The organism is Alitibacter langaaensis DSM 22999 (genome assembly GCF_003096995.1).
GTDB classification, from domain to species: domain Bacteria; phylum Pseudomonadota; class Gammaproteobacteria; order Enterobacterales; family Pasteurellaceae; genus Exercitatus; species Exercitatus langaaensis.
Window position 1 is genome coordinate 96,692 of record NZ_QENU01000005.1, and the last position, 21,482, is coordinate 118,173.

The following is a 21,482-nucleotide window of genomic DNA, read 5'->3' on the forward strand; positions in this document are numbered from 1 at the left end:
ATTGAGAATAAATATCAAAAAGTGCGGTCATTTTTGCGAAAGTTTTTGTTATACTAACCGCACTTTGATTCTCTCGCTGACAAAGCAAATTGCCCAACGGGCGAAAGCTCTTTAGCGTTGGAGAATGGAGAAAATTTCAAATTCCCAAAGGAGACGATTATGTATCTGGATCAAGTGAAAGCCGAGCTACTTGAGGCTCAAGATGTGCTACAAAAATTTATTGCCGATGAGAATAATATTAAGCTCATTCAGCAAGCGGCATTGTTAATTTCAGACAGTTTCAAACAAGGCGGCAAAGTGTTGTCTTGTGGTAATGGGGGCTCCCATTGTGACGCGATGCATTTTGCCGAAGAACTGACAGGGCGTTATCGTGAAAATCGCCCCGGCTACCCTGCGATTGCGATTTCTGACGTGAGCCATTTAAGCTGCGTGAGTAATGATTTTGGCTACGATTATGTGTTTTCACGCTATGTTGAAGCGGTGGGACAAAAAGGCGATGTGTTGTTCGGTTTATCCACATCGGGCAATTCTAAAAACGTGCTTAACGCTATTGAAGCCGCCAAAGAAAAAGGCATGAAAGTGATTGCGATGACAGGGAAAGATGGCGGAAAAATGGCAGGGCTTGCGGACGTAGAAATTCGCGTACCCCATTTCCGTTATGCAGATCGCATTCAAGAAATCCACATTAAAGTGATTCATATTTTAATGATGCTCATCGAATTTGAAATGGCGAAAAATGTTTAGTTTGAGGCATAAATAATAAGAAACCCACGTTTTGGCGTGGGTTTTGTATTTTATAGAGTGTCTATGAAGTGAGTTTAGCCAGCTGCTGGGAGATCGGTCATCGCCCAACGTGGTTTTACTTCAATCGCCAAATTAGAGTTTTCCCCCGCCTGTAAACGAAGATGCCCCACATAAGCAATCATCGCGCCATTGTCGGTGCAAAATTGCGGCGACGGATAAAATACTCTGCCACCGAGTTCGTCCATTAATTTAGCCAACCCTTCACGCAATTGTTTATTCGCGCTCACGCCCCCAGCAATTACTAAACTGGTATAACCGGTTTCTTTCAACGCACGCTTACATTTTATGGCTAGGGTTTCCACAATAGCGGTTTGGAAAGCGTGGGCGATATCTGCTTTGGTTTGTTCCGTTAATTCGCCTTCTTCTTTGATGGCGGCATTAATGGTATTGGCGGCAAAGGTTTTTAAGCCTGAAAAACTAAAATCTAACCCTGGGCGATCTGTCATGGGTTTTGGGAACACAAAACGCCCTGGCGTGCCTTTTTCCGCTAAGCGAGACAGCGCGGCGCCTGCGGGATAATCCAAGCCGAGCAATTTCCCCGTTTTGTCGAAGGCTTCGCCTGCGGCATCATCAATACTTTCGCCTAAAAGTTCGTATTTGCCTACGCCATCCACGCGCACTAATTGTGTATGCCCGCCCGACACCAACAAGGCGACAAAGGGAAAGTGCGGTCGATTTTCCGCAGGTTCTAACATCGGCGCGAGCAAATGCCCTTCCATATGATGCACACCGATTGCTGGCACATTCCACGCATAGGCGAGAGAGCGGGCGATTGTCGCTCCAACCAACAATGCGCCCACTAAGCCTGGACCTGAGGTATAGGCAACGCCATCAATATCCGCTGCGGTTAAATTCGCCTGTTTTAATGCGGCTTGAATTAGCGGCGCAGTTTTGCGGATATGATCGCGGGAAGCCAGCTCTGGCACCACGCCACCATAATCTGCATGCACAGCAATTTGGGTATAAAGTTGATCGGCAATCAGCCCTTTTTCCGTATCATAAATCGCCACGCCTGTTTCATCACAAGACGTTTCAATGCCTAAAACTTTCATTTTATTCTCTAGTTTGTTCAAAATTGCGTGAAATTTTACCGCACTTTTGTTTGATTGTCGTGGGTAAAAGCAAGCAGCATATTTTCGCCAATAGTCTATTTAAGCTTTGCTGGAAATTTGTCAAAAATTGACCGCACTTTGGGTTACAAAATAGATGAATGCCGAAGAATTTGCAGATTTGCGCTCTCGCTGCCAAGATTCGTTGAGCTTTAAATTTAAAAAGACCTACTTAAGATCAAAATTTCAACTTTACTTTAGATGGATTTTTAGAGTAAAATCTCAAGCCTTATTGAGTAAGTTGCTCAGTAATTTTGCAAAATTAACTTAAACTTATTATCAAATTTTAAAATTTTATTAGAGGTGATGGCTCATGCCAGTAATTAAAGTACGTGAAAACGAATCATTTGACGTTGCATTACGTCGTTTTAAACGCTCTTGCGAAAAAGCAGGTATTTTAGCAGAAGTTCGCGCTCGTGAATTTTATGAAAAACCAACAACAATTCGCAAACGTGAAAACGCAACTCGTGCAAAACGTCACGCTAAACGCGTCGCTCGTGAAAATGCACGTAATACACGTTTATACTAATTCGTCACGTTAACGAATTAAACTCGAGTTCAACAAACCGTGATGCCAATGGGATCGCGGTTTTGTTGCTTTAAACGCAGGAGAATTTACCATGGCAGGACATATTCCACGCGATTTCATCAACGATATTGTAGCGAAAGCGGATATTGTGGATGTGGTAGGCTCTCGCGTTAAACTCAAAAAAGCAGGCACCAATAATTATCAAGCCTGTTGCCCATTTCATCACGAAAAGACCCCTTCTTTCACCGTTAGCAAAAATAAGCAGTTTTACCATTGTTTTGGCTGTGGCGCCCATGGCAATGCCATTAGCTTTTTAATGAAATATGACAAACTGGAATTTGTCGAAGCCGTGGAAGAACTCGCCGGCATGCTGGGTTTGGACGTGCCACGAGAACAAAGTGCGGACAAAAAATCCTTTAAACCGCACGCAAGCTATAAAGCCAAAAAAGATTTGTATGAGCTGATGCACGACATTGCTCAGCTGTATCAACAAGAATTGCCTAAGCATGATGTGGCGTTGGCTTATTTGCAGCAGCGTGGTTTATCTGCAGAGGTGATTCAGCGTTTTGGCATTGGTTTTGTTCCTGATGTTTTTGATTTGGTGTTAAATCGATTTGGACGTTCTAAGGAAGAACAGGATCGTTTGTTTGATTTAGGTATGTTAAAACGCAGTGAGCGTGGCAAAGCCTATGACACATTTCGTAACCGTGTGATGTTTCCTATTCGTGATCGCCGTGGACGAACCATTGCATTTGGTGGCAGGGTATTAGGCGATGAACGACCAAAATATTTAAACTCATCGGAAACGGTGACATATCATAAAGGCCGCGAGCTTTACGGCTTATTTGAGGCTTTGCAAGCCAATGATAGCCCAACCATGCTATTGGTGGTGGAAGGCTATATGGATGTGGTGGCATTGGCACAATTTGGTGTGGATTATGCAGTGGCTTCTCTTGGCACCGCCACAACGCCCGAGCAAATTCAGCTGGCGTTTCGCTCAACCGAACAAATTGTGTGCTGCTATGACGGCGACCGCGCGGGGCGTGATGCTGCGTGGCGGGCATTGGAAAATGCCTTGCCTTATTTAGAAGATGGTCGTCAGCTGAAATTTATCTTTTTGCCCGATGGGGAAGATCCCGATACCTATATTCGTCAATACGGCAAAGAGGGTTTTGAGCAATATATTCAACAAGCACAAAGTTTAGAGGAGTTTTTATTTGAACATTTATTGCAGCAGAATATTGATTTAGCCACCAAGGAAGGGAAAAGCAAATTAGCCGCTCTGGCTGTGCCGCTGATTAATCGTGTATCAGGTGAAACCTTACGCTTATATTTGCAGAATGCGTTGGGGCAAAAATTGGGGATTATTAACCCAATCCAGTTAGAAAAACTGTTTGTCCGTCAAGCTCAAACTAGTAATAACAGTAAAAGTGCGGTCAAAAATTTACCAGAAATGAAGCGAACACCGATGCGCGTGATGATCGCCTTATTGCTACAAAATCCACAGCTGGCTCAATTGCCTTATGATTTGACGATTTTCAACGCATTAAAACAAGAGGTGGTAGGTTTAGATTTACTCGAAAATTTGACCGCACTTTGTCGTGAAAATATAGGGATCAGCATGGGGCAAATTTTGGAATATTACCGTGATACAAATTATGTCAAACCCCTTGAAATGTTGGCAGTATGGGATCATCTAATTGACGATGAACAAATTGAAACCACATTTGTGGATACCTTAGCTTACTACGCAAATCAATTAACAGAACAGCGCATTGAAGAATTAATCGCTAAGGATCGCAGTGCTGGTTTGGATGGGCGAGAAAAACTTGAATTAGCCCAATTATTAGGCAACAGAAAATAAATTAGAGAAAGCATAGAATTAGTGGTAAAATTGCCACCATTTCTTATTCAAAATAATCAATTAATCAAAGGCGGATTCTTATGGATCAAAATCCACAATCACAACTGAAATTGTTAATTGCCCAAGGGAAGGAGCAAGGTTATTTAACCTTTGCTGAAGTGAATGACCATCTTCCTGAAGAGTTGGTGGACACAGATCAAATTGAAGACATTATTCAGATGATTAATGACATGGGTATTCAAGTGTTGGAAACCGCACCTGATGCCGATGATTTAATTTTGAATGACAATATTACAGATACCGATGACGATGCCGTAGAAGAAGCGACCCAAGTGCTTTCAAGCGTGGAAGCTGAACTCGGGCGCACCACAGACCCTGTGCGTATGTATATGCGTGAAATGGGGAGTGTGGAATTGCTTGACCGCGAAGGCGAAATCGATATTGCAAAACGTATCGAAGACGGCATTAACGAAGTGCAAAGCACAGTCGCTGAATATCCTGAAGCATTGACTTTCTTACTTGAACAATACGAGCAAGTGGAAGAAGGGACTGTGCGTTTAGCTGATCTCATTACTGGCTTTGTCGATCCAAATGAGAACTCTGGCACAGAGGAAGAGCTCGATATTGAGCTTGACGAAGAAGATGATGCTGTTGCTGCAGATGATATTGATGACGACGATGAAGATGAAAGTGATGATAGCGATAGCTCAAGCGATGATAGTGATAACTCTATTGATCCAGAAGTCGCGCGTGAGAAATTTATGTTGTTAAAAGAACAACATACCAAAACGATTGAAATCATTGCTAAACATGGTCGTACAAGTAAAAAAGCCAGAGATGAGATTGTTGCCTTATCTGAGGTTTTCACTCAATTCCGTCTAGTGCCTCGTCAGTTTGATAGTCTTGTGATTCCAATGCGTAGTCTGATGAAACGTATTCGCTCAGAAGAACGCCAAATTCAACGCTGGGCTGTTGATTACGCGAAAATGCCAAAAGATGAATTTACTAAAATCTTTAGTGCAGCGAAAGAAACAAACGATGCGTGGTTACAAAAAATTCTGGATGGCAAAAAGCCTTATGCCGAAAAACTCGGAAAATACGCAGACGATATTCGCAATGCCATTGCTAAATTGCAACGCATTGAAGAAGAAACCAATTTAACGATACCTCAAATTCGTGATATTGGCGAGCGTGTTGCTCAAGGCGAATTAAAAGCCCGCCGCGCGAAAAAAGAAATGGTCGAAGCAAACTTACGTTTGGTAATTTCTATTGCGAAAAAATACACCAACCGTGGCTTACAGTTCCTTGATTTGATTCAAGAAGGTAATATCGGTTTAATGAAAGCCGTCGATAAGTTTGAATATCGTCGTGGTTACAAATTCTCGACTTATGCCACATGGTGGATTCGTCAGGCAATTACGCGCTCTATCGCTGATCAGGCGCGCACGATTCGTATTCCTGTGCATATGATTGAAACCATCAATAAGCTTAACCGTATTTCACGTCAATGTTTACAAGAAATGGGACGCGAGGCAACGCCAGAAGAGTTAGCAGAACGCATGGGAATGCCAGAAGATAAGATTCGTAAGGTATTGAAAATTGCGAAAGAGCCGATTTCAATGGAAACCCCAATTGGTGATGATGATGACTCACATTTAGGTGATTTTATTGAAGACAACACCCTTGAATTGCCATTAGATAGCGCAACTGCGCAAAGTCTAAAGGCGGCAACCCATGAAGTGTTGGAAGGCTTAACCCCACGAGAAGCGAAAGTATTGCGTATGCGCTTTGGTATTGATATGAATACCGATCACACGCTTGAGGAAGTGGGCAAACAATTTGATGTAACACGTGAACGTATTCGTCAAATTGAAGCAAAAGCATTGCGTAAATTGCGTCACCCAAGCCGTTCAGAAACGTTACGCAGTTTCTTAGATGAATAGTGTGATTGTTTAAGAAATATTCAAATAAAACAAAGGTCTAGCAAATACTAGACCTTTTTTTGTGGAGTTTTATTGCCTTGACTAGACTTCGCCGCAAAATTCCCCTATAATCGACCGCACTTTTCGTTCGAAAAACACTTCAAGCCCCCATAGCTCAGCGGTCAGAGCAGGCGACTCATAATCGCTTGGTCACTGGTTCAATCCCAGTTGGGGGCACCAAATTATCTTTTTTCTTCTTTCGTTATCATTCGTCAATCTTCAATAACTCCTTATAAATACTGACTTTATCGCCTTTCTTGTTTTTTTCTTCATTCGTTTTCTTTCGCCTTTATACGTTTACAGCCTGAAATTTTAGGAGTATGTTTAGGAGTACGATCCTACTATGGTACTTTTAGCGTACTCCTAAAATGCGCTAATCCCTTATAAATAAAGGCTTGGTGAAGAATGGCTAGAATAACTAAGGCATTAACAAACACAGAAGTGAATAATGCAAAAGCGAAAACTGCAGATTATAAACTTATGGATGGTAAGGGGCTGTTTTTGCTTGTGAAGAAAACAGGCGTGAAAATATGGCGGTTTAATTATTTCAAACCTTATAGCAAAGCAAGAACAGAGATAAGTCTAGGCACTTTCCCGAATGTATCTTTAGCGCAAGCGCGCGCTATACGTGAAGAATATCGTGCATTATTGGCTCAAGATATTGACCCACAAGAACACCGCCAACAGATACAGGAAGAAGAGCAAGCAAGGCGTGAAAATACATTCTTACACCTTGCAGAGCTGTGGAAAGCTAAAATGCTGGTGGATGTCAAGAATGGCGAGTTAAAGGAAGAAACATTTGCTAAGAACTGGACTATCATTACTAAATATTTATTGCCTGAATTAGGTGCTATGCCTATAGAAAGCATTACGCCTAAGCAAGTTATTCAAACGATTAGACCGTTAGACGAAAGGGGGCGAGCAGAAACGCGAGATCGTGCCATAGCATTATTAAATCGCGTGATGAAATTTGCTGTTAACTGTAATGCGTTAGAGTTTAATAAGTGCGTGAATGTAAAAGACCATTACAGCAGACCAAAAGCAGAGCATTTTAAAACTATACGCCCTGAAGAATTGCCCGAATTATTAACCGCACTTAGAGATTATCAGCTAAGCACTCAAACAAAACTCTTGATTAAGTGGCAATTACTGACAATGACACGACCAAATGAAAGCGTTGGCGCGTTATGGGAAGAAATTGATTTAAATGCGAAAACATGGACTATTCCACCACACAAGATGAAAATGAAAGTAGCGCACGTTATACCGTTATCTACTCAAGCGTTGGCAATACTGGCGAAAATGCGCAATATATCGAGCCATTGCCCTTATATTTTTCAAAGCGAGGTTAAACCACAGCAACCAATGAACAAACAGACGGCAAACCGCGCATTGCGTTTAATTGGATTTCATGGGCGTTTAGTTTCCCATGGGATGAGAGCTATTGCGAGTACATATCTGAATGAGCGCTTGATTAATTCAGACGTGATAGAAAGCTGTTTAGCGCATGGAATAAAAGACCAAGTGCGCAAAGCCTACAATAGAGCGGATTATTTAGAAGAACGAAGAAAAGTTATGCAGATATGGGGGGATTATGTAGAAAGCTGTTCAAATGGGATTTAGTCCACCAGCAAACGCAAATTATTGACCGTTGGTAAGCGGTTTTTTTATTTTTAAAAACACAGCCACTATTTTTTTATTTTTCGTCTATAAATCTACAAAAAGAATAATAAAGCCTTATAGAATAAGGGTTGAACGCAAGTAGAGCATTGTGTAGACGTTTGTAGACATTTTATCAAAATTCTACTAAAAAATCCCCAAATAAATCACCTTGAAACTGTCTAAAAAATCAGTAAAATGACCGTAGAAATAAGAACACGAGTAAAAACGAATTAGCACGGATAGGCGCGGAGTAATTAACTGAGCCGACAAGAGAATAGCCCCTATTATTCTCTTCTGTGCTTTCACTTCACTGATAGGGGGTAACGTATAGGGGTGTTTATGGGATATCTTTCTGAGTGTTTACCACGCAAATATTTTTCATTAGCTGAAACTGTAGAAGAAATTAAAAAAGAAACAGGTGTAGAGTTAACTGTTAAAGATATAATTCATTTTGTAAAAAATGATTTTCCCATTTTTGTTTATGTTTTATCTGATTATATAACTCCATCACTGCTATATTTAGTGACAGAGAACCTAAGCGAGGAAGATGCAAAAGATAGATTTATAGATATTTATTTTTCCGAGCATAGTAATGTTGTTTTTTCTTACATGACATGTCTTGATGAATTTCATAGCATTGAACTTACAGGCACATTTAAACAATTCACTATAACGGATGATTATTTTTCATTTCATGGGCTTTTAACTGTTCCTAGTGAAAAATTAAAAGAGATTAATGATGAGATAATAATAGATGAAGACGAAATGCTAGGTATCAGAATTGATAATGAATGCTTATTAGATGTTAAATATGCCAATTTACAATGCAATGAGAGGGTAACAATACAGTACAGTGATTTATATATTACTGACAGCGATTTAATTATTTTGATTAAAGACATTTTAGGGCGTAAGGCGTGGGATTATGGATTTGAAAAAATCAAAAAAGAAGCATCAACAAAAATCAATGAATCTTCTGAAAAATTAAAGAACAACCAAAAAGAGATTAGGGGAAAATCAGAAACTTCATACTTAAATATTATTCAAGCCTTAAAGGATGAATTATTGGCTACAGGTAAATATAAAAATCAGAATGATTTAATTGATAGTTTATCTAATAAATATATAGGCTATCAAGGATTAAGTGAAAGTAATTTAAGAGCTAAATTTGCAAATGCTAACAATATAAAATAGATCTAAATATTTCCCTAAAATCCATATAGATCAAGATTAGATCTATATGGATTTTTTATTTCCAAAATCAATAGTTTAATACCCCAAGCCAAACAATGGCGAAATTTAACAAACCTAAAAGGGGGATTAAACATGACAACAGAAACCAATCAAGAAACCTTACTTATCAAAATTGACCGCGTCAAAGAGATGACAGGTTTATCTACTACCACAATTTACGAACACATCAAAAAAGGATTATTTCCACAGCCTAAGAAGTGCGGACGCGCCACGCGTTGGCGTTTAGCTGATATTCAAGCTTACATTAATGCTTAATCTATGGAGTGAAGATATGAAATTAACTAACACTTCAACAGCAAGCCAAAGATCACTAATCAAAGCATTGTTAAGAGAACGACCACATAGCACGTTAGAGTTGCGAGCAAAGGGAATTTGCTCACCCGCTCCGCGCATTATGGAATTAAAAAAACAAGGCCATGAAATCATCACTAGCACCCGAACAGAAATAGACCAATCGGGCATAAAGCACAATGGGATTGCAGTTTATACCCTACTAAGTGAACCACAACAAGAAACACAGGGAGAGCAACACTATGACAACTAATCATTCTATCTGTGCAGATTTATTCTCGCATATTGTTAAGAACATCAAAGGCAATGCAATGACAACAAGCCGAGATGTGGCCCATGTTTTTGGTAAAGAACATAAAAACGTTTTACAAGCTATCGAAAATTTAGATTGTTCAGATGATTTTAACGAGCTGAATTTTCAGCCGGTTAAATACATTGACGAAAAAGGCGAGAAACGTCCGATGTACAGAATGACACGTGACGGCTTTTCATTTTTGGTCATGGGTTTTCGTGGCAAGAAATCGGCTGAATTTAAAGAGAAGTTTATTCAACGATTTAATGAAATGGAAAGTTGGATCGGCAAACGCTACCAATTAAAACACGACCAACACCGCATGAATGACGCTATTCAATATCGTGAAACCATTACAGGCAAGCAAAATAAACACGCTTACGCACAGGAAAACAATTTGATTTATCTCGTGGCATTAGGTGCGAACCGTAAGCAATGGTTACAGGCGCAAGGATTGCCTACAGATGACGAAATTCGCCAACATCTGAGTGAAAAACAGCTTGAACTAATCGATATGTTGACCAGTGAAAATGCAACGATGATCAAGTTAGGAATGAATTACGAGATCCGAAAAGCGCAGTTAACTTTTAGTGCGACTTATTTCAAGGTACGTAATGGATTAATCAACAAACAAGGCTCAAGCACGGCAACGAAATAAAGACTTTCGGGAGCAGTACGCGCGCGCGCGACCACCGCTAAAATCATTTAAGGAAATCAGAGAATGAAAACACTCAAACCAAACTTTAAAACCTACCCACAATTTAACCGCACTTTTGCTATTTCAAAGCAAAGCGCAGAACACTGTAAAAGCGATTTTCCCGACTGCTATCACTTCAAGAAGTTACAGGCTAAGGAATGTATTGAACTTGCTGAACGATTGCAAATGGGGCTTTCTTTGTTGGTGGAATTACGCAATCATGGCGTAACCCTATCCGCAGAGCAAAACAAACAATACAAGGCTTTCAGAAATGGCGCACGTTATTTAATTCAGCAGTTTCAGGGATTGGCTGAACATATCGAGAATGTAGAAAAAGGCAACTATACGCCCGTAGTAGTTGAATGGTGGAAGTCCACCAGCAAGGGGGAAAATGATTTAAATCAAAATACAGTGGAGCAGTCCAAAAATGAAATGTAGAACCGCTAAAGAATTTTTGCGCCCTATGGCTATTGAGCATTACATCACAAATCGGAATAGTCGTTTATTCATCTTCATGAGCCTTTACAGCGATGAAGAGCCTTACCCAATAGAAGACTTGATTCAAGTGCAAAAATCGCGTGTTGCGTTGCTTATGGCGGATTTTGAACGATTGCCGACAGCGTTCTTAGAAACTGAATTACTGTTTGCTAAAAAAATGCTCACACAGATAGAAAAACGTGCGGCAGAACTCACAAACACTAACAAATAACCAATAAAAAACCGTTCAAATGAACGGCTTGAAAGGATTTAAATATGAAATTAACTAATGCAGAGTATAGCACTCTCTTAAATATTTTTCATGATGATTTCATTGAAAAAACATCAAAAGCAATCTATTCTTGTAGCGTAGTCGCAAAATCGACTACCGAGCCTGGAAACTCGAATTATTTACTAATGGCGAATAGCACGCCCAAAGCGTGTTTTTTTATTCGTAGCACACGCACACCTAAAGAAAACAGAATGCAGATTCGCATTGTGGCATTTCTCTCAATGGTAGCGTGTAGCGGGAAAGGTTTCGCCCTTTGCTGTGTTCCATTAGTCGCAGTTTTCCAGCCCGTTACACGTTACCGCCCTAAGCCTGGAAACTTCAGCGTGGTAACTTCTTCAAATTTACTAATGGAGTTATCAGCCATGATCTACCTATTCAAAGCCGTAAACCGTTCAGATTTACGCAATACAGCAAAACACTACTCAGCCTTTCCAAAATACACCGTGCGCATTAATGCTGACACGTTAGCACAAGCACGCGCCAAAATTGCCCCTTTCTTTGTTGTGTTGAGGGAGGTGTGCAATGACTAGAACTACACAAGTCCAACATTATTTGCAAGCACAATCCCGTTTATGGGAAGCCTACACCATTATTTTAATGGCGGCCAATGCAAATGAAAAAGAAATCAACGTTACTGATATGCAGGCAGCTTTGCGCGGTGCGTTGATATTAATGGATCAAGGTTTAGAGCATTTTGGGGAGGTGTAAAATGAATAAATCTGATTTAGAACTTCAATTAGGGGAGTTAGAAAGTGGTATTGAAAATCTTCATCAACCAGCGACCATCATCCACGCCCTAGCACATTATTCTGACTTGAATAAATTTGATATTAGCGAGTTAGAAGAAACCCTAAAGGGTATTAATACGGTACTTTATTATCATATTAATTCCCTAGCTGAACGTGTGGAATTTATAAAAACAAAGCTAGGGGGCAATGATGACAAAACTCACTAAAAACGCACCATATTTAAAAGAACAGTGGAATAAACAGCATTATTCTGATTTGCTTGTACTGGTTGGCTCTCGTGCTTGGGAAACATGGGGCAAGGGTGAAAGTATTGCATGGCGGTTGCTGGTGGACGGTTTAAATGTAAGTCCGTTCATCACTAATGATGAAAAGTCTATTCATCCATACGATCAAACCCCCGTTATTTTAGGCAATAAAGAGCTTGCTAAAATTGCATCGTATCGCATAGCAGACAAAGAGCAAACCGCGGTGAAATTTATTCAGTGCGGTGAGTTGAGTAATGAACAAATTAGCGCATTGTGCTTAAATCTTGCGACAACAACCGCGTCTAGTGTGGTTTCTCTCGTTAGCACTGAACTTTGCTTAATTGAAAACCTTAGCGAATATATTCAACGATTACGCAATGACGAAGATACGCGCGAGTTAATTCAAAGTGCGGTCAATAAAAGCTCTGTTTTGAGTGATAATCCCACTGGGAAAGAATTAGTGGAGAAATTTAAGCAATGGTTTAAACAGCCGTTAAAAGTCGAAGTTAGCACACAGAGAGCGCATATTTATAACGGTATCATATGGAAACCTATTAGTGAATTTGAGTTAAAGCGGAAATTTGCGCAGTTTCTTGATGAATATGAGCAAAATTACGGGTCAGACAAGCTCAATAAATTGGTTTCACTGCTTTTTGTTCGCCTTGCTGAACTTCCACCAGCTAACAATTTATTCAATGGCTTTATTAATGGCGCAATCAACAAAGTGACGGGGGAACTCTTACCATTAACGGCAGATTTAAATTTGCGTGAAATTGAGCCGATAGAGCTTGATTTAACAGGGGAAACACCTTTATTTGATGATTGGCTTGCGTTCGTTTCAAATGGCGATACGGATAAATCACAGGCTATTTTGGCGGGTCTTTACATGATATTAACTAACCGTCATCAATGGGCGCTATTTTTGGAATGTTCAGGCGTTGGCGGTGGTGGCAAGTCTGTTATGGGACACATTGCCACGCTATTAAATGGCTCAGCAAATACAGCTTTTATTGATATAGAAACGCTTGAAAATAATGCCAATGGGCGAGCTAAGGCAATAGGAAAAACACTCGTCTATAGCCCCGATCAAGCGCAATTTAAAGGAAACGCGGTTGAATTGAAAAAGCTCACTGGCGGAGATGTGCAACAAGTGAAAATTCTCTATAGAGATGCGGAAGATATAAAACTCAATGCGGTTTTTATGATGAGCACAAACCACCCCTTGATGTTTATCGATAGAAACGGTGATATTGTGCGCAGACGCGTAATCATTCCTTTTGATCGGATTATCCCACTAGCTAAAAAGGATGTTCTTTTTGTTGATAAAGTAAAAAGGGAAGTGCTAGGCATAACGCGAAAACTACTTGATTTGTTTCCAGATTCAAACGATGCAAGAAAGATATTAGAGACTTATCGCAATAATACTAAAAGCCTTGATATAAAAATGCGTGGAAATCACCTATTTGAATTTGCTCAGCATTTTGAGCTTACGGATAAGATTTCATACGGGATGAAAGTCGGGAGTGCGACAGGCTCAACAGCGCCCAACGAGTGCAAACAAAAGTTATATAAAGCCTATATGGCATTTTGCGATTATCAAAACTTGAAACAAAAAGATATATTGCCACTCAATGCGTTTAAAGATGCGTTTAAAAGCGCGATGAATGAGAAGTTAGGCAACCCCACAGACGCACAAGGAAAACTGCAAGGGGTGCAATATAGCAACAGTAACGGCTATTTGCGCGCAAATGTAAGACTGGCTAATGATGACATTATCAACGAATGGATCGGCTAGCCTAATATTTCTAATCTATGCCGTGTTTAAATTGCACGGCTTTTTCATTGCTCGCGCTGTAACGCTCTATTTGAACCGTGGTCATATGCCCATAGTTGAACAAATTGCAACGGCGATTGAGATCAAGTTTAGATCAAGTTTTTGTGTCAACAAATGTCAACATTTTGCAAAATCCAAATCAGCCAAAATCAGAAAGCAACTGTTTTGTTATCGAAACAGCTCACATTCAATATCATTTTTGATTGTTTTTTAGTCAGAAAAACGGTTATTCCTACAAATTTAATGAAAGTTCACTACTCTGTAGGCCTATCTCTACAGGGTTTAAAGCCTTTTGCTATAAGGCTTGACGGCGATTTTGTAGACTTGTAGACGAAAATTTTATAAAAAAATAGCTGTGTTTTTTGAGAAATCTCAAATTAATAATAGTGTTGGTGGTGGATGTTGATTTTAGTTGTTTCGATAACGCAACAGTTAAAACTTCATAAAACTTAGTTTCAGTAGTCAAATGTAGACATTTAGAACCTGATAAAACCTGAGATAGAACCAGTCAAAACCTAGCATTTGAAAATAAAAGGTACTCCCAAAGGGGTATGGCTTTCCACGGGGTTGCGGCAGCGCGGTTTTCGCCTAATTTTCGGGGTTCTAGTCATCATCATCTTCTTACCCAAAATTTAGCTTTACTTTAAAACGATGAGTTACTAAGCTGAAAAATTAGCTGAGTAATTTTAAAAAACAACCCCATGTAAGTTTGCTGTATTTCAGATTTCTAATTTCGCGATTGTAAAAATTGAGTTCCTTGGGCGGTTTTCATAAGCAAAACCTATAGCGATTTTCCCACCCCCACTACACATCATACAAACAAGGAAAAGGGTGGGTAAAAAGTTTAGATAAAAATTCTCAAATACCGCTTATGGAACTCCGCTTTATCGCTATTACAGTTTTTATATGCAAAAATTATAGAAATTTGCTGTTTATTGGCTCAATTTTGTAGTTATAGTAGCTTTTTTGTAGTTATAGTAGCTTTTTTGTAGTTATAGTAGCTTTTTTGCGGTATTATGTAGCAGTTGCACAAAACTGAAAAGTACTAAAAAAATTAATACCTTAGACTGGTTTTGCTAGTCTAGGGTGTTTCATTATATCATTTAACAATAAATGGCTTACACTATTTTGTTATTGATAATAGCTTTGCTCATATTTCTAATAATGTAAAAAGAAGTCCTCGTATTTATTCGCTTTAATGTATGTTTGTTATAATTTTTTGAGTGATAGTATAGCCGTCAATCCAGTATTCATTCATTTCACTAGCTATAATCGGTTTTTCAAAAGTTTCCATTAAAGCATCTATTTGTGAGATTTTCTGTTGTGCTTGAAAACAAGCATAAGCTGAACTGAATTCAGGAAAAGGTTCATTCTCTTCTGATTGTAAGAACTCATAATAGGGTGATGGTAGAATAACATCGGATTCTTCTTGTTGCTCCATAACGTCATCCCAAGACAACCCTTCTTCATTTTCTAATGCTAACCAAACCGTATCATCTTGTACGGTATCGTGAATATTGCCTATTTCATCATCAAAATAAATACTGTGTATATCAATAGACATGATAGATTTCATAATAAATATATCTCTCTCTTTCTATTAAGCTGCTATATGGTATTGTTGATTGTCACTTAAACTTGATACCCCAAAGGAAACGGGCGGTCTTTTATTACCTTGCCAATAACCGACGAAATGGCGTGATGGCGGACAACTTAGGCATTTATTGAGTAATTCATTGAATTTCTCTTGAATACTTTTACGGCGTTCATCTTCTCGCCAAGCGATTTCATTTGCATAGTGAATAAGATAGCGGTTACTCATTCGGTGGTGTATTCCTGTAATCATTCTTCGTAACCGAGCAAAAAACGATTCGGCAAGGTTGTTGGTAATACCGTCTATTGAGCAGTATTCTTGTGAGTGATTTACCCGTTCTAATTGATAATGCAAAGCAAGGCTATCATAAGCTGGATTTTCATCAGCACAAATTGTGCTATTCGGCTTCACCAATTTATGTGTTAGGGCTAGAATATCTTGGGTATTTTCTTCCTTAAGAACCGCTACAATACTTCTATCCGCACCTTGAATCCTATTCTGATTAGCTGCACGTTGGCGGAATACCATTACACAAGACTTGTCTTTGCGTTGATTGCGTTTTGCTCGTCTATCAATACGTTTATGTTGGAAGTTCTTCGGGCGAAGATAGTAATTCACATAACAACCATCTATATGAACTTCGCCCGAAAGTGCGGTTAAATCTTTAGTGAGATTAAGTGACTCTCTGAATTTATGCAGAAGAATCCAAGCTGTTTTATATTGCACATTGAGCTTATGTGAAAGCGAAACAGCAGATAATCCTTTACTCTCTGTAGTAAATAGATATAGGGCAATAAGAATTTGCCTTAGTGATAATTTATGGGATTGGAAAATGGTACCTGTCGTAATTGAAAAGCGAGTGTGACAATGCTTACATTGCCATTGTTGTCGAGTTTTAATGAAGTAGGCAAAATGACGAATACCACAACGAGAGCAAACTTGCTCTTCTTCTGTTCCCCATCGGGCCTTTTTGAGTAGAGCCAGTATTTCAGTATCAGTAAGTCCAGCCACTTGCGTCAGTGACAAGCGGCGGGCTTTTGCAGATAACAGGAAATGCTGTGCCATAAAAAACAAAAGTCCCTTTATTACAACTCTCAATTTTCCAAGCCTTTTTAGGCTTAAAAACAATCAAAAACTGTAATAAAGGGACTATTATCCGTGGGCAAAAAAAGTATTATTTTATAGGTGGCTTGTCAAGCGCTTTCTTTTGTTAAGTGTTTTTTGAAAATTTCGGTATTTTTGAATCTATCCAGTGAAAGAAAGACTTGAGTTCTATCAAGGGAAATTTTTTTTGGATGTGTTTGATTGGTGATATTTCAAACATTGTTGATGTGATTATCCTAAATGACTTATTCTATAATTTAAACGTGTTATTTTATAATTCTACCATGATTTCCCTAACGGTTTGCTTTAGAAGTTGAAAGGTTTCATCTTCACTTAAACGGAAGATTTGCTAGAGAGCAGATAGTGCTGCACCATAAGTACTCTTTGTGTGTACAAGGTGCTAAAGCCAAACGCTAGGCATATAGAAATTTGATTCAAAACGAATTAAATGTAAGAGAAAGTGATAGTGAAGTCAATGAAATGGTTATTGCGTAAAATAGAAAAAATTGTATTAGGATAAAAAGACTAGATTGACTTTATATTTTTGTATAATATGAAATTAATCCAGCATAGTATCATCCCAAATGTGGGTATAACGAAAGACGATTATGGCACCTTACACCGATATAATTATTGAAACCATTTATAAATATTTACCATCAAGACAGGAGGATTGGATATTATCAGGATTCATAAGCCCAGACAGAAATATATATACGTTTGGGAATGATTCTAAGATAATTGGACGTTTATTCGAAGTTTTAGTTACCGAGCCATTGGCAAATGCAGCTAAGCAGCTTGGTTACGTATTAGGTGAATCAGAAAAACAAACGGTTTACCCAGATTTTTATTTTAAGAAGCCCAATGGTAAAAAAATAGCTATTGATGTAAAAACAACATACAGGAGATCTAATAGTACAAAATTTGGTTTTACAGGTGGTAGTTTTACAAGTTTTATGAGAAATGGAACCAAAAATATACACGGGAATTACAGCGACTATGACGCTCATTATATATTAGGTATTGTATATGAGCGAGAGAAGCATCCAACAATTGGTGCAAGCAATCTAGAAAATTTAGACTCTATTATTCCTGCTTATAAGAACGTGAAATTTTTCATTCAAGAAAAATTTCGAATTTGTGGTGAAAGCAAAGGTAGTGGAAATACGGACAACATTGGAACAATTTCCTCTAGTAGTTTATATCCTTTTATTTATGGAGTAGGACCATTTAGCTATTTAGGATATGAAGTGTTTCATGAGTACTGGGTCAATTACCCCAAATATAAAGATAAAGAGGAAATTAAAGATTCATTGTACACAAATATAGAAGGCTATATAGAATGGGTTCGCAAAAAAGATAATAGAAGGGCAGATCAGTTATCGGTTAAATATCAAGAGTATTTAAAATCTTATAAATCCATGGAGAATAATGGGTGGAAATTTGATATATGAGTATATCTAAATAAAATGTGGGGGACGCTCGCCCCCCTACTTGTTTATGTGACTTTATTGTGGTTTTCTTTGCTTACAATCAATGCTTCCGTAATCTTGTTCCGATTTTTCTCACTAGCACCAACATAGTAGAAATGTTCTATTGTGAGAAGCACTCCATCGTTCCATTTTTGCATATGTAGATTACTTCTATATTGGTTTTCTAACCACATACTAAAAGCGTAGCCTGCACCGCTTGTTTGAGTAAGCTCAGCGAGTTGATCAGCTAATTCTAGGCTCCAAGCATCGTAGTAACCATCATGCCGTCCAATGTAGGGTGGGTCTAGGTAAACAAAATCCCCTTCTTTTACAAGCTTAAAAGCATCCTCAAAAGTCATACACTCAAAGCGCCAATCTTTTCCGTCCATTGCTTCTTCGAGCCATTTTACCTGATTTGTGATTTTGGTAATCAATGCCTTTTGGAATCGGTGAGGCTTTCTACCAAATGGCACATTGTAATAACCACTAGAATTAAAGCGCATCATACCATTAAAGTTAGAACGCTGTAAAAATAAAAGGTCTAGAGAGTTTGGTGATTTATTAAATCTGTCCCGTACAGTGTAGTAATAAGAATTTTTATCTGCTGGGCTACTGGCAAGTTTACTTCCTTCCTCCTCCAAAAACTCCCTCACAATTGTAGAATTAATCTTTTTTGATTGTAGGTCATTATAAAACTGTATCAGGTGTGGATTTGTATCGCTAAAAACTGCTCTTTGTGGGTTAATATTAAAACCGACAACGCCAGATCCTACAAAGGGTTCAAAATATACACCATTGCCATCCCATGAGATAGATTTTAAGATAAAAGGAGTCAGCTTGGTTTTGATACCTTGGATTTTTATTGGTGGGATTTTTACGTTATCTGTGATTTTTGGTAATAGCATTATTTTTAACTTTTAATTGGTTTAGATGTTGTACTAGATTAGCTTAAGCTCAATATTAGAGCTTTTAATAGTTGATCCAAATAAAAAATTTAAGTAATTTATTTTGTTCTTTTACTTAATTCATAATGAATTGGCTTATATTTTAGTATAGCATGACAAATGCTTGGTGTAGCTCATTCTAAGAAAATAAAAATATGGTAGATAAACCAATCTAATCACTCCCAATTACTTCTAACACCTACCTGTATCATAAAGATCACGCCCAAAGTACCACAGGTGACATCTACTTGGTCAAATTTTTGAAAGTCACATCAAAAGCAATCTGCGTATCACTTGACATTTTACGATAGCGATTGATTAAATCTTGCTCTTTCTCTGTAAGCTCGGTGTTCAAGGTATCGTGGAACATTTTGCCTTCCCCACTCAATAACCAATTTAAGTTAATGCTTAACTGGGTATGTAGTTTCATTAATGCTTCCGCACTAGGCTCTCGCCCACTCAAAATGTAGTTTTGCAAAGTTCTATAAGGAATATCAGTTTGTTCAGAGAAGGTTTTTAGATTAAAAGACTTGGCTTCCATTACTTGTTTTAGTCTTTCGCTTGTATTCATGTGTGTATCCAATATTGACAAATTGTTTTTATTTGTGTATATCTACCTTGGTTTTATGAATTGATTATACATCTTTAGGTGTATTCTCTCAAATAGTTACGACAAGACTCATATAGTAATGGCTCAACACTTCCTTTTAACTAGCAAAGCCCGAACGCTTTCCCCCATCAAGATAGCTCGACTATCTGATGACGACGCGTTCGATTTACTTTGCCCGTTACGTTGGGGAAGCAAGGAAAATGTTGTTTGTCCTAAATGCGGTATAGCTCATAAAGCCTATTTCATCTCTACTCGAAAGCAATGGCGATGCAAATATTGCGATCATACGTTTAGCATAACCTCTGGTTCAATTTTCGCTAATCGCAAAAGATCATTACAAACTTACCTTTATATTATAGCTAAGTTTGTAAATGCTGCTAAAGGCATTTCATCACTACAACTTTCTCGTGATGCTGACGTAAATTATCGAACTGCATTTGTATTATCTCATAAAATCCGTAAAGCTTTATTAGAAACACGAGATTTACAACCTTTATCAGGGGAAGTTGATATGGATGGCACTTACGTTCATCCAGCACCACGCAAAGCAAATAAGAAAAGTGACCGCTTGGATTACCGTTTAGCTAAAAATCAAAACCCTGATAAGCGTTGTATTATTGTGGCTAGAGAACATTATGCAGTCGATGCAAAGCAAGAAAACGTACTACATTGCGGAGCAAAACGGTCATTAGTCATGGTAGCAAAAACCGAATCTCAACCCATTATTCACGCTTTTGCCACGCGTTTTGTTAAAGCCAATAGTCGTATTAATACCGATGAAAGTCATGCTTATGAAGTATTGTTGCCACACTACCATTTACAAACAGTAAATCATAAAGAAATGTATCGCAGTGATTTAGGTGTAACCAATAATCAAGCAGAAAGTTTCTTTAGCCGTTTTAAACGAATGTATTACGGCCAAACGCATAAAATGAGTAATACCTATTTACTCAATTATGCGAATGAAATAGCTTACCGTGAAGATAACCGACGAAAATCAAATGGTTGGCAGTTTAATGACATCTTGGGTAAATGCTTGCATACGACGAATAAAAATAATGAATGGTGTGGGTACTGGCAACGGAAAATTATTCATCAAGAGGTTGTCTGGCAATAATGGCAAAATTAGTCTGTATTAATCAAATAGAAAACAAAATTCGCTTATTACAGCGTGAGCGAGAGCAAGTAGTAAAACATTTAGCCCTTGTGGATGATAAATTACAAAAACTTGAGCATGCCCTTGAGGTATTACAACATCGCCATTCTGTTAATGAATACAATACAGCTAATTTTACCTATAAGCTATATAAGCGCCTCTTCAAAGGCAAGTTGCGAAAAATGCTTATTGAGGTATTGAAGCAAGAGCCAAACCGTAGCTTTACCGTGAATGAACTGATTACTTTAGTGTTAATCAAAGACGGGCAGGCTGGTAAACCGATAACCGCTCAACATACTGTATCAATGCGTGGGGCATTACGCCATTGGTTAAATAAAGGCATTGTTGAACGGATTGAATATAATGTAGTCAATATTCGTTGGCAATTGAAACAACAATAGTCATATTATGTACTATTTGATTTTGGGGCTGACGTAGATTAGCCCTAAATTTCACACCATTTTCGCAATGTTTTTAGCTGCATTTTGGGTGTTCCAAAGTTAAACCGAAATTCACATTCC

The 21,482-nt window shown here is 38.5% G+C and carries 23 protein-coding genes, 1 tRNA gene and 1 pseudogene; 19 read left to right on the plus strand and 6 right to left on the minus strand.

All coding sequences use genetic code 11. From position 1 onward, the window contains the following. Window positions 1–159 precede the first annotated feature (159 nt). Window positions 160–744 carry a D-sedoheptulose 7-phosphate isomerase gene (lpcA, locus tag C8D76_RS05175; RefSeq protein ID WP_116631727.1) on the plus strand — a complete coding sequence of 195 codons (585 nt, stop codon included), beginning with the start codon at window positions 160–162 and terminating at the stop codon, window positions 742–744. Between the two features lie 74 nt (window positions 745–818). Here lpcA and tsaD read toward each other — a convergent pair whose 3' ends face one another. Further along, complete coding sequence (gene tsaD / locus C8D76_RS05180; RefSeq protein WP_116631728.1) at window positions 819–1,856, minus strand: tRNA (adenosine(37)-N6)-threonylcarbamoyltransferase complex transferase subunit TsaD; 1,038 nt, start codon at window positions 1,854–1,856, stop codon at window positions 819–821. A gap of 370 nt (window positions 1,857–2,226) precedes the next feature. Here tsaD and rpsU point away from each other — a divergent pair, with 370 nt between their 5' ends. The 15 genes from rpsU to C8D76_RS05255 all read left to right on the plus strand — a co-directional run bounded on the left by rpsU (window position 2,227) and on the right by C8D76_RS05255 (window position 14,042). Beyond that, entirely contained in the window at window positions 2,227–2,442 is a 216-nt protein-coding gene (gene rpsU / locus C8D76_RS05185; RefSeq protein WP_005701713.1) for a 30S ribosomal protein S21, read from the plus strand. 91 nt (window positions 2,443–2,533) lie between these two features. After that, complete coding sequence (dnaG, locus tag C8D76_RS05190; protein ID WP_116631729.1) at window positions 2,534–4,306, plus strand: DNA primase; 1,773 nt, start codon at window positions 2,534–2,536, stop codon at window positions 4,304–4,306. Between the two features lie 80 nt (window positions 4,307–4,386). Next, window positions 4,387–6,249, plus strand: coding sequence for an RNA polymerase sigma factor RpoD (gene rpoD / locus C8D76_RS05195; RefSeq protein WP_116631730.1), 1,863 nt, complete (start codon window positions 4,387–4,389; stop codon window positions 6,247–6,249). A gap of 143 nt (window positions 6,250–6,392) precedes the next feature. Continuing rightward, a tRNA-Ile gene (locus tag C8D76_RS05200) sits at window positions 6,393–6,468 on the plus strand. 225 nt (window positions 6,469–6,693) lie between these two features. Then, window positions 6,694–7,911 carry an integrase arm-type DNA-binding domain-containing protein gene (locus tag C8D76_RS05205; protein WP_116631731.1) on the plus strand — a complete coding sequence of 406 codons (1,218 nt, stop codon included), beginning with the start codon at window positions 6,694–6,696 and terminating at the stop codon, window positions 7,909–7,911. Window positions 7,912–8,289: 378 nt separating this feature from the next. After that, window positions 8,290–9,144, plus strand: a complete 855-nt coding sequence (locus tag C8D76_RS05210) for a hypothetical protein (RefSeq protein WP_116631732.1) — start codon at window positions 8,290–8,292, stop codon at window positions 9,142–9,144. Window positions 9,145–9,276: 132 nt separating this feature from the next. Next, the gene (locus tag C8D76_RS05215) at window positions 9,277–9,459 is read left to right on the plus strand and encodes a helix-turn-helix transcriptional regulator (protein WP_116631733.1); all 183 of its coding nucleotides are present in this window, start codon (window positions 9,277–9,279) and stop codon (window positions 9,457–9,459) included. A gap of 16 nt (window positions 9,460–9,475) precedes the next feature. Next, window positions 9,476–9,748 carry a helix-turn-helix domain-containing protein gene (locus C8D76_RS05220; RefSeq protein ID WP_116631734.1) on the plus strand — a complete coding sequence of 91 codons (273 nt, stop codon included), beginning with the start codon at window positions 9,476–9,478 and terminating at the stop codon, window positions 9,746–9,748. Further along, window positions 9,738–10,445 carry a Rha family transcriptional regulator gene (locus C8D76_RS05225; protein ID WP_116631735.1) on the plus strand — a complete coding sequence of 236 codons (708 nt, stop codon included), beginning with the start codon at window positions 9,738–9,740 and terminating at the stop codon, window positions 10,443–10,445. Before C8D76_RS05220 ends, C8D76_RS05225 begins: the two co-directional genes overlap by 11 nt. 63 nt (window positions 10,446–10,508) lie before the next feature. Then, window positions 10,509–10,922, plus strand: coding sequence for a hypothetical protein (locus C8D76_RS05230; protein WP_207775000.1), 414 nt, complete (start codon window positions 10,509–10,511; stop codon window positions 10,920–10,922). Continuing rightward, complete coding sequence (locus C8D76_RS05235; protein ID WP_116631736.1) at window positions 10,912–11,193, plus strand: hypothetical protein; 282 nt, start codon at window positions 10,912–10,914, stop codon at window positions 11,191–11,193. Before C8D76_RS05230 ends, C8D76_RS05235 begins: the two co-directional genes overlap by 11 nt. A 44-nt stretch (window positions 11,194–11,237) precedes the next feature. Further along, window positions 11,238–11,783, plus strand: a complete 546-nt coding sequence (locus tag C8D76_RS05240; RefSeq protein WP_116631737.1) for an ash family protein — start codon at window positions 11,238–11,240, stop codon at window positions 11,781–11,783. Further along, window positions 11,776–11,961: a hypothetical protein gene (locus C8D76_RS05245; protein WP_116631738.1), complete on the plus strand. Its 186-nt coding sequence runs from the start codon at window positions 11,776–11,778 to the stop codon at window positions 11,959–11,961. Before C8D76_RS05240 ends, C8D76_RS05245 begins: the two co-directional genes overlap by 8 nt. A 1-nt stretch (window position 11,962) precedes the next feature. Continuing rightward, window positions 11,963–12,208 carry a hypothetical protein gene (locus C8D76_RS05250; protein WP_116631739.1) on the plus strand — a complete coding sequence of 82 codons (246 nt, stop codon included), beginning with the start codon at window positions 11,963–11,965 and terminating at the stop codon, window positions 12,206–12,208. Next, a complete protein-coding gene (locus C8D76_RS05255; RefSeq protein WP_133241334.1) occupies window positions 12,189–14,042 on the plus strand; it encodes a DUF5906 domain-containing protein in 1,854 nt (617 codons plus the stop codon). Before C8D76_RS05250 ends, C8D76_RS05255 begins: the two co-directional genes overlap by 20 nt. 1,234 nt (window positions 14,043–15,276) lie before the next feature. Here the strand turns inward: C8D76_RS05255 and C8D76_RS05260 are convergent. Continuing rightward, window positions 15,277–15,645: a hypothetical protein gene (locus tag C8D76_RS05260; RefSeq protein WP_243405821.1), complete on the minus strand. Its 369-nt coding sequence runs from the start codon at window positions 15,643–15,645 to the stop codon at window positions 15,277–15,279. A gap of 36 nt (window positions 15,646–15,681) precedes the next feature. Then, window positions 15,682–16,740, minus strand: coding sequence for an IS1595 family transposase (locus tag C8D76_RS05265; RefSeq protein ID WP_116631741.1), 1,059 nt, complete (start codon window positions 16,738–16,740; stop codon window positions 15,682–15,684). 647 nt (window positions 16,741–17,387) lie between these two features. On the opposite strand from C8D76_RS05265, the gene C8D76_RS05270 reads away from it, so the two are divergent. Continuing rightward, entirely contained in the window at window positions 17,388–18,233 is an 846-nt protein-coding gene (locus C8D76_RS05270; RefSeq protein ID WP_116631742.1) for a type II restriction endonuclease, read from the plus strand. A 44-nt stretch (window positions 18,234–18,277) separates the two neighbouring features. On the opposite strand, the gene C8D76_RS05275 is transcribed toward C8D76_RS05270, so the two are convergent. After that, window positions 18,278–19,156 (minus strand): DNA adenine methylase, encoded by an 879-nt coding sequence (locus tag C8D76_RS05275; RefSeq protein WP_116631743.1) that lies wholly within the window; start codon window positions 19,154–19,156, stop codon window positions 18,278–18,280. Between the two features lie 283 nt (window positions 19,157–19,439). Then, window positions 19,440–19,766: a helix-turn-helix domain-containing protein gene (locus C8D76_RS05280; RefSeq protein ID WP_116631744.1), complete on the minus strand. Its 327-nt coding sequence runs from the start codon at window positions 19,764–19,766 to the stop codon at window positions 19,440–19,442. A gap of 118 nt (window positions 19,767–19,884) precedes the next feature. On the opposite strand from C8D76_RS05280, the gene C8D76_RS05285 reads away from it, so the two are divergent. Continuing rightward, window positions 19,885–20,922 (plus strand): IS1595 family transposase, encoded by a 1,038-nt coding sequence (locus C8D76_RS05285; protein ID WP_116631745.1) that lies wholly within the window; start codon window positions 19,885–19,887, stop codon window positions 20,920–20,922. Beyond that, the gene (locus C8D76_RS05290; protein WP_116631746.1) at window positions 20,922–21,362 is read left to right on the plus strand and encodes a DNA repair protein; all 441 of its coding nucleotides are present in this window, start codon (window positions 20,922–20,924) and stop codon (window positions 21,360–21,362) included. Before C8D76_RS05285 ends, C8D76_RS05290 begins: the two co-directional genes overlap by 1 nt. 44 nt (window positions 21,363–21,406) lie before the next feature. Here C8D76_RS05290 and C8D76_RS05295 read toward each other — a convergent pair. Further along, window positions 21,407–21,482: pseudogene (locus C8D76_RS05295) on the minus strand (IS1595 family transposase); the annotation flags it as partial.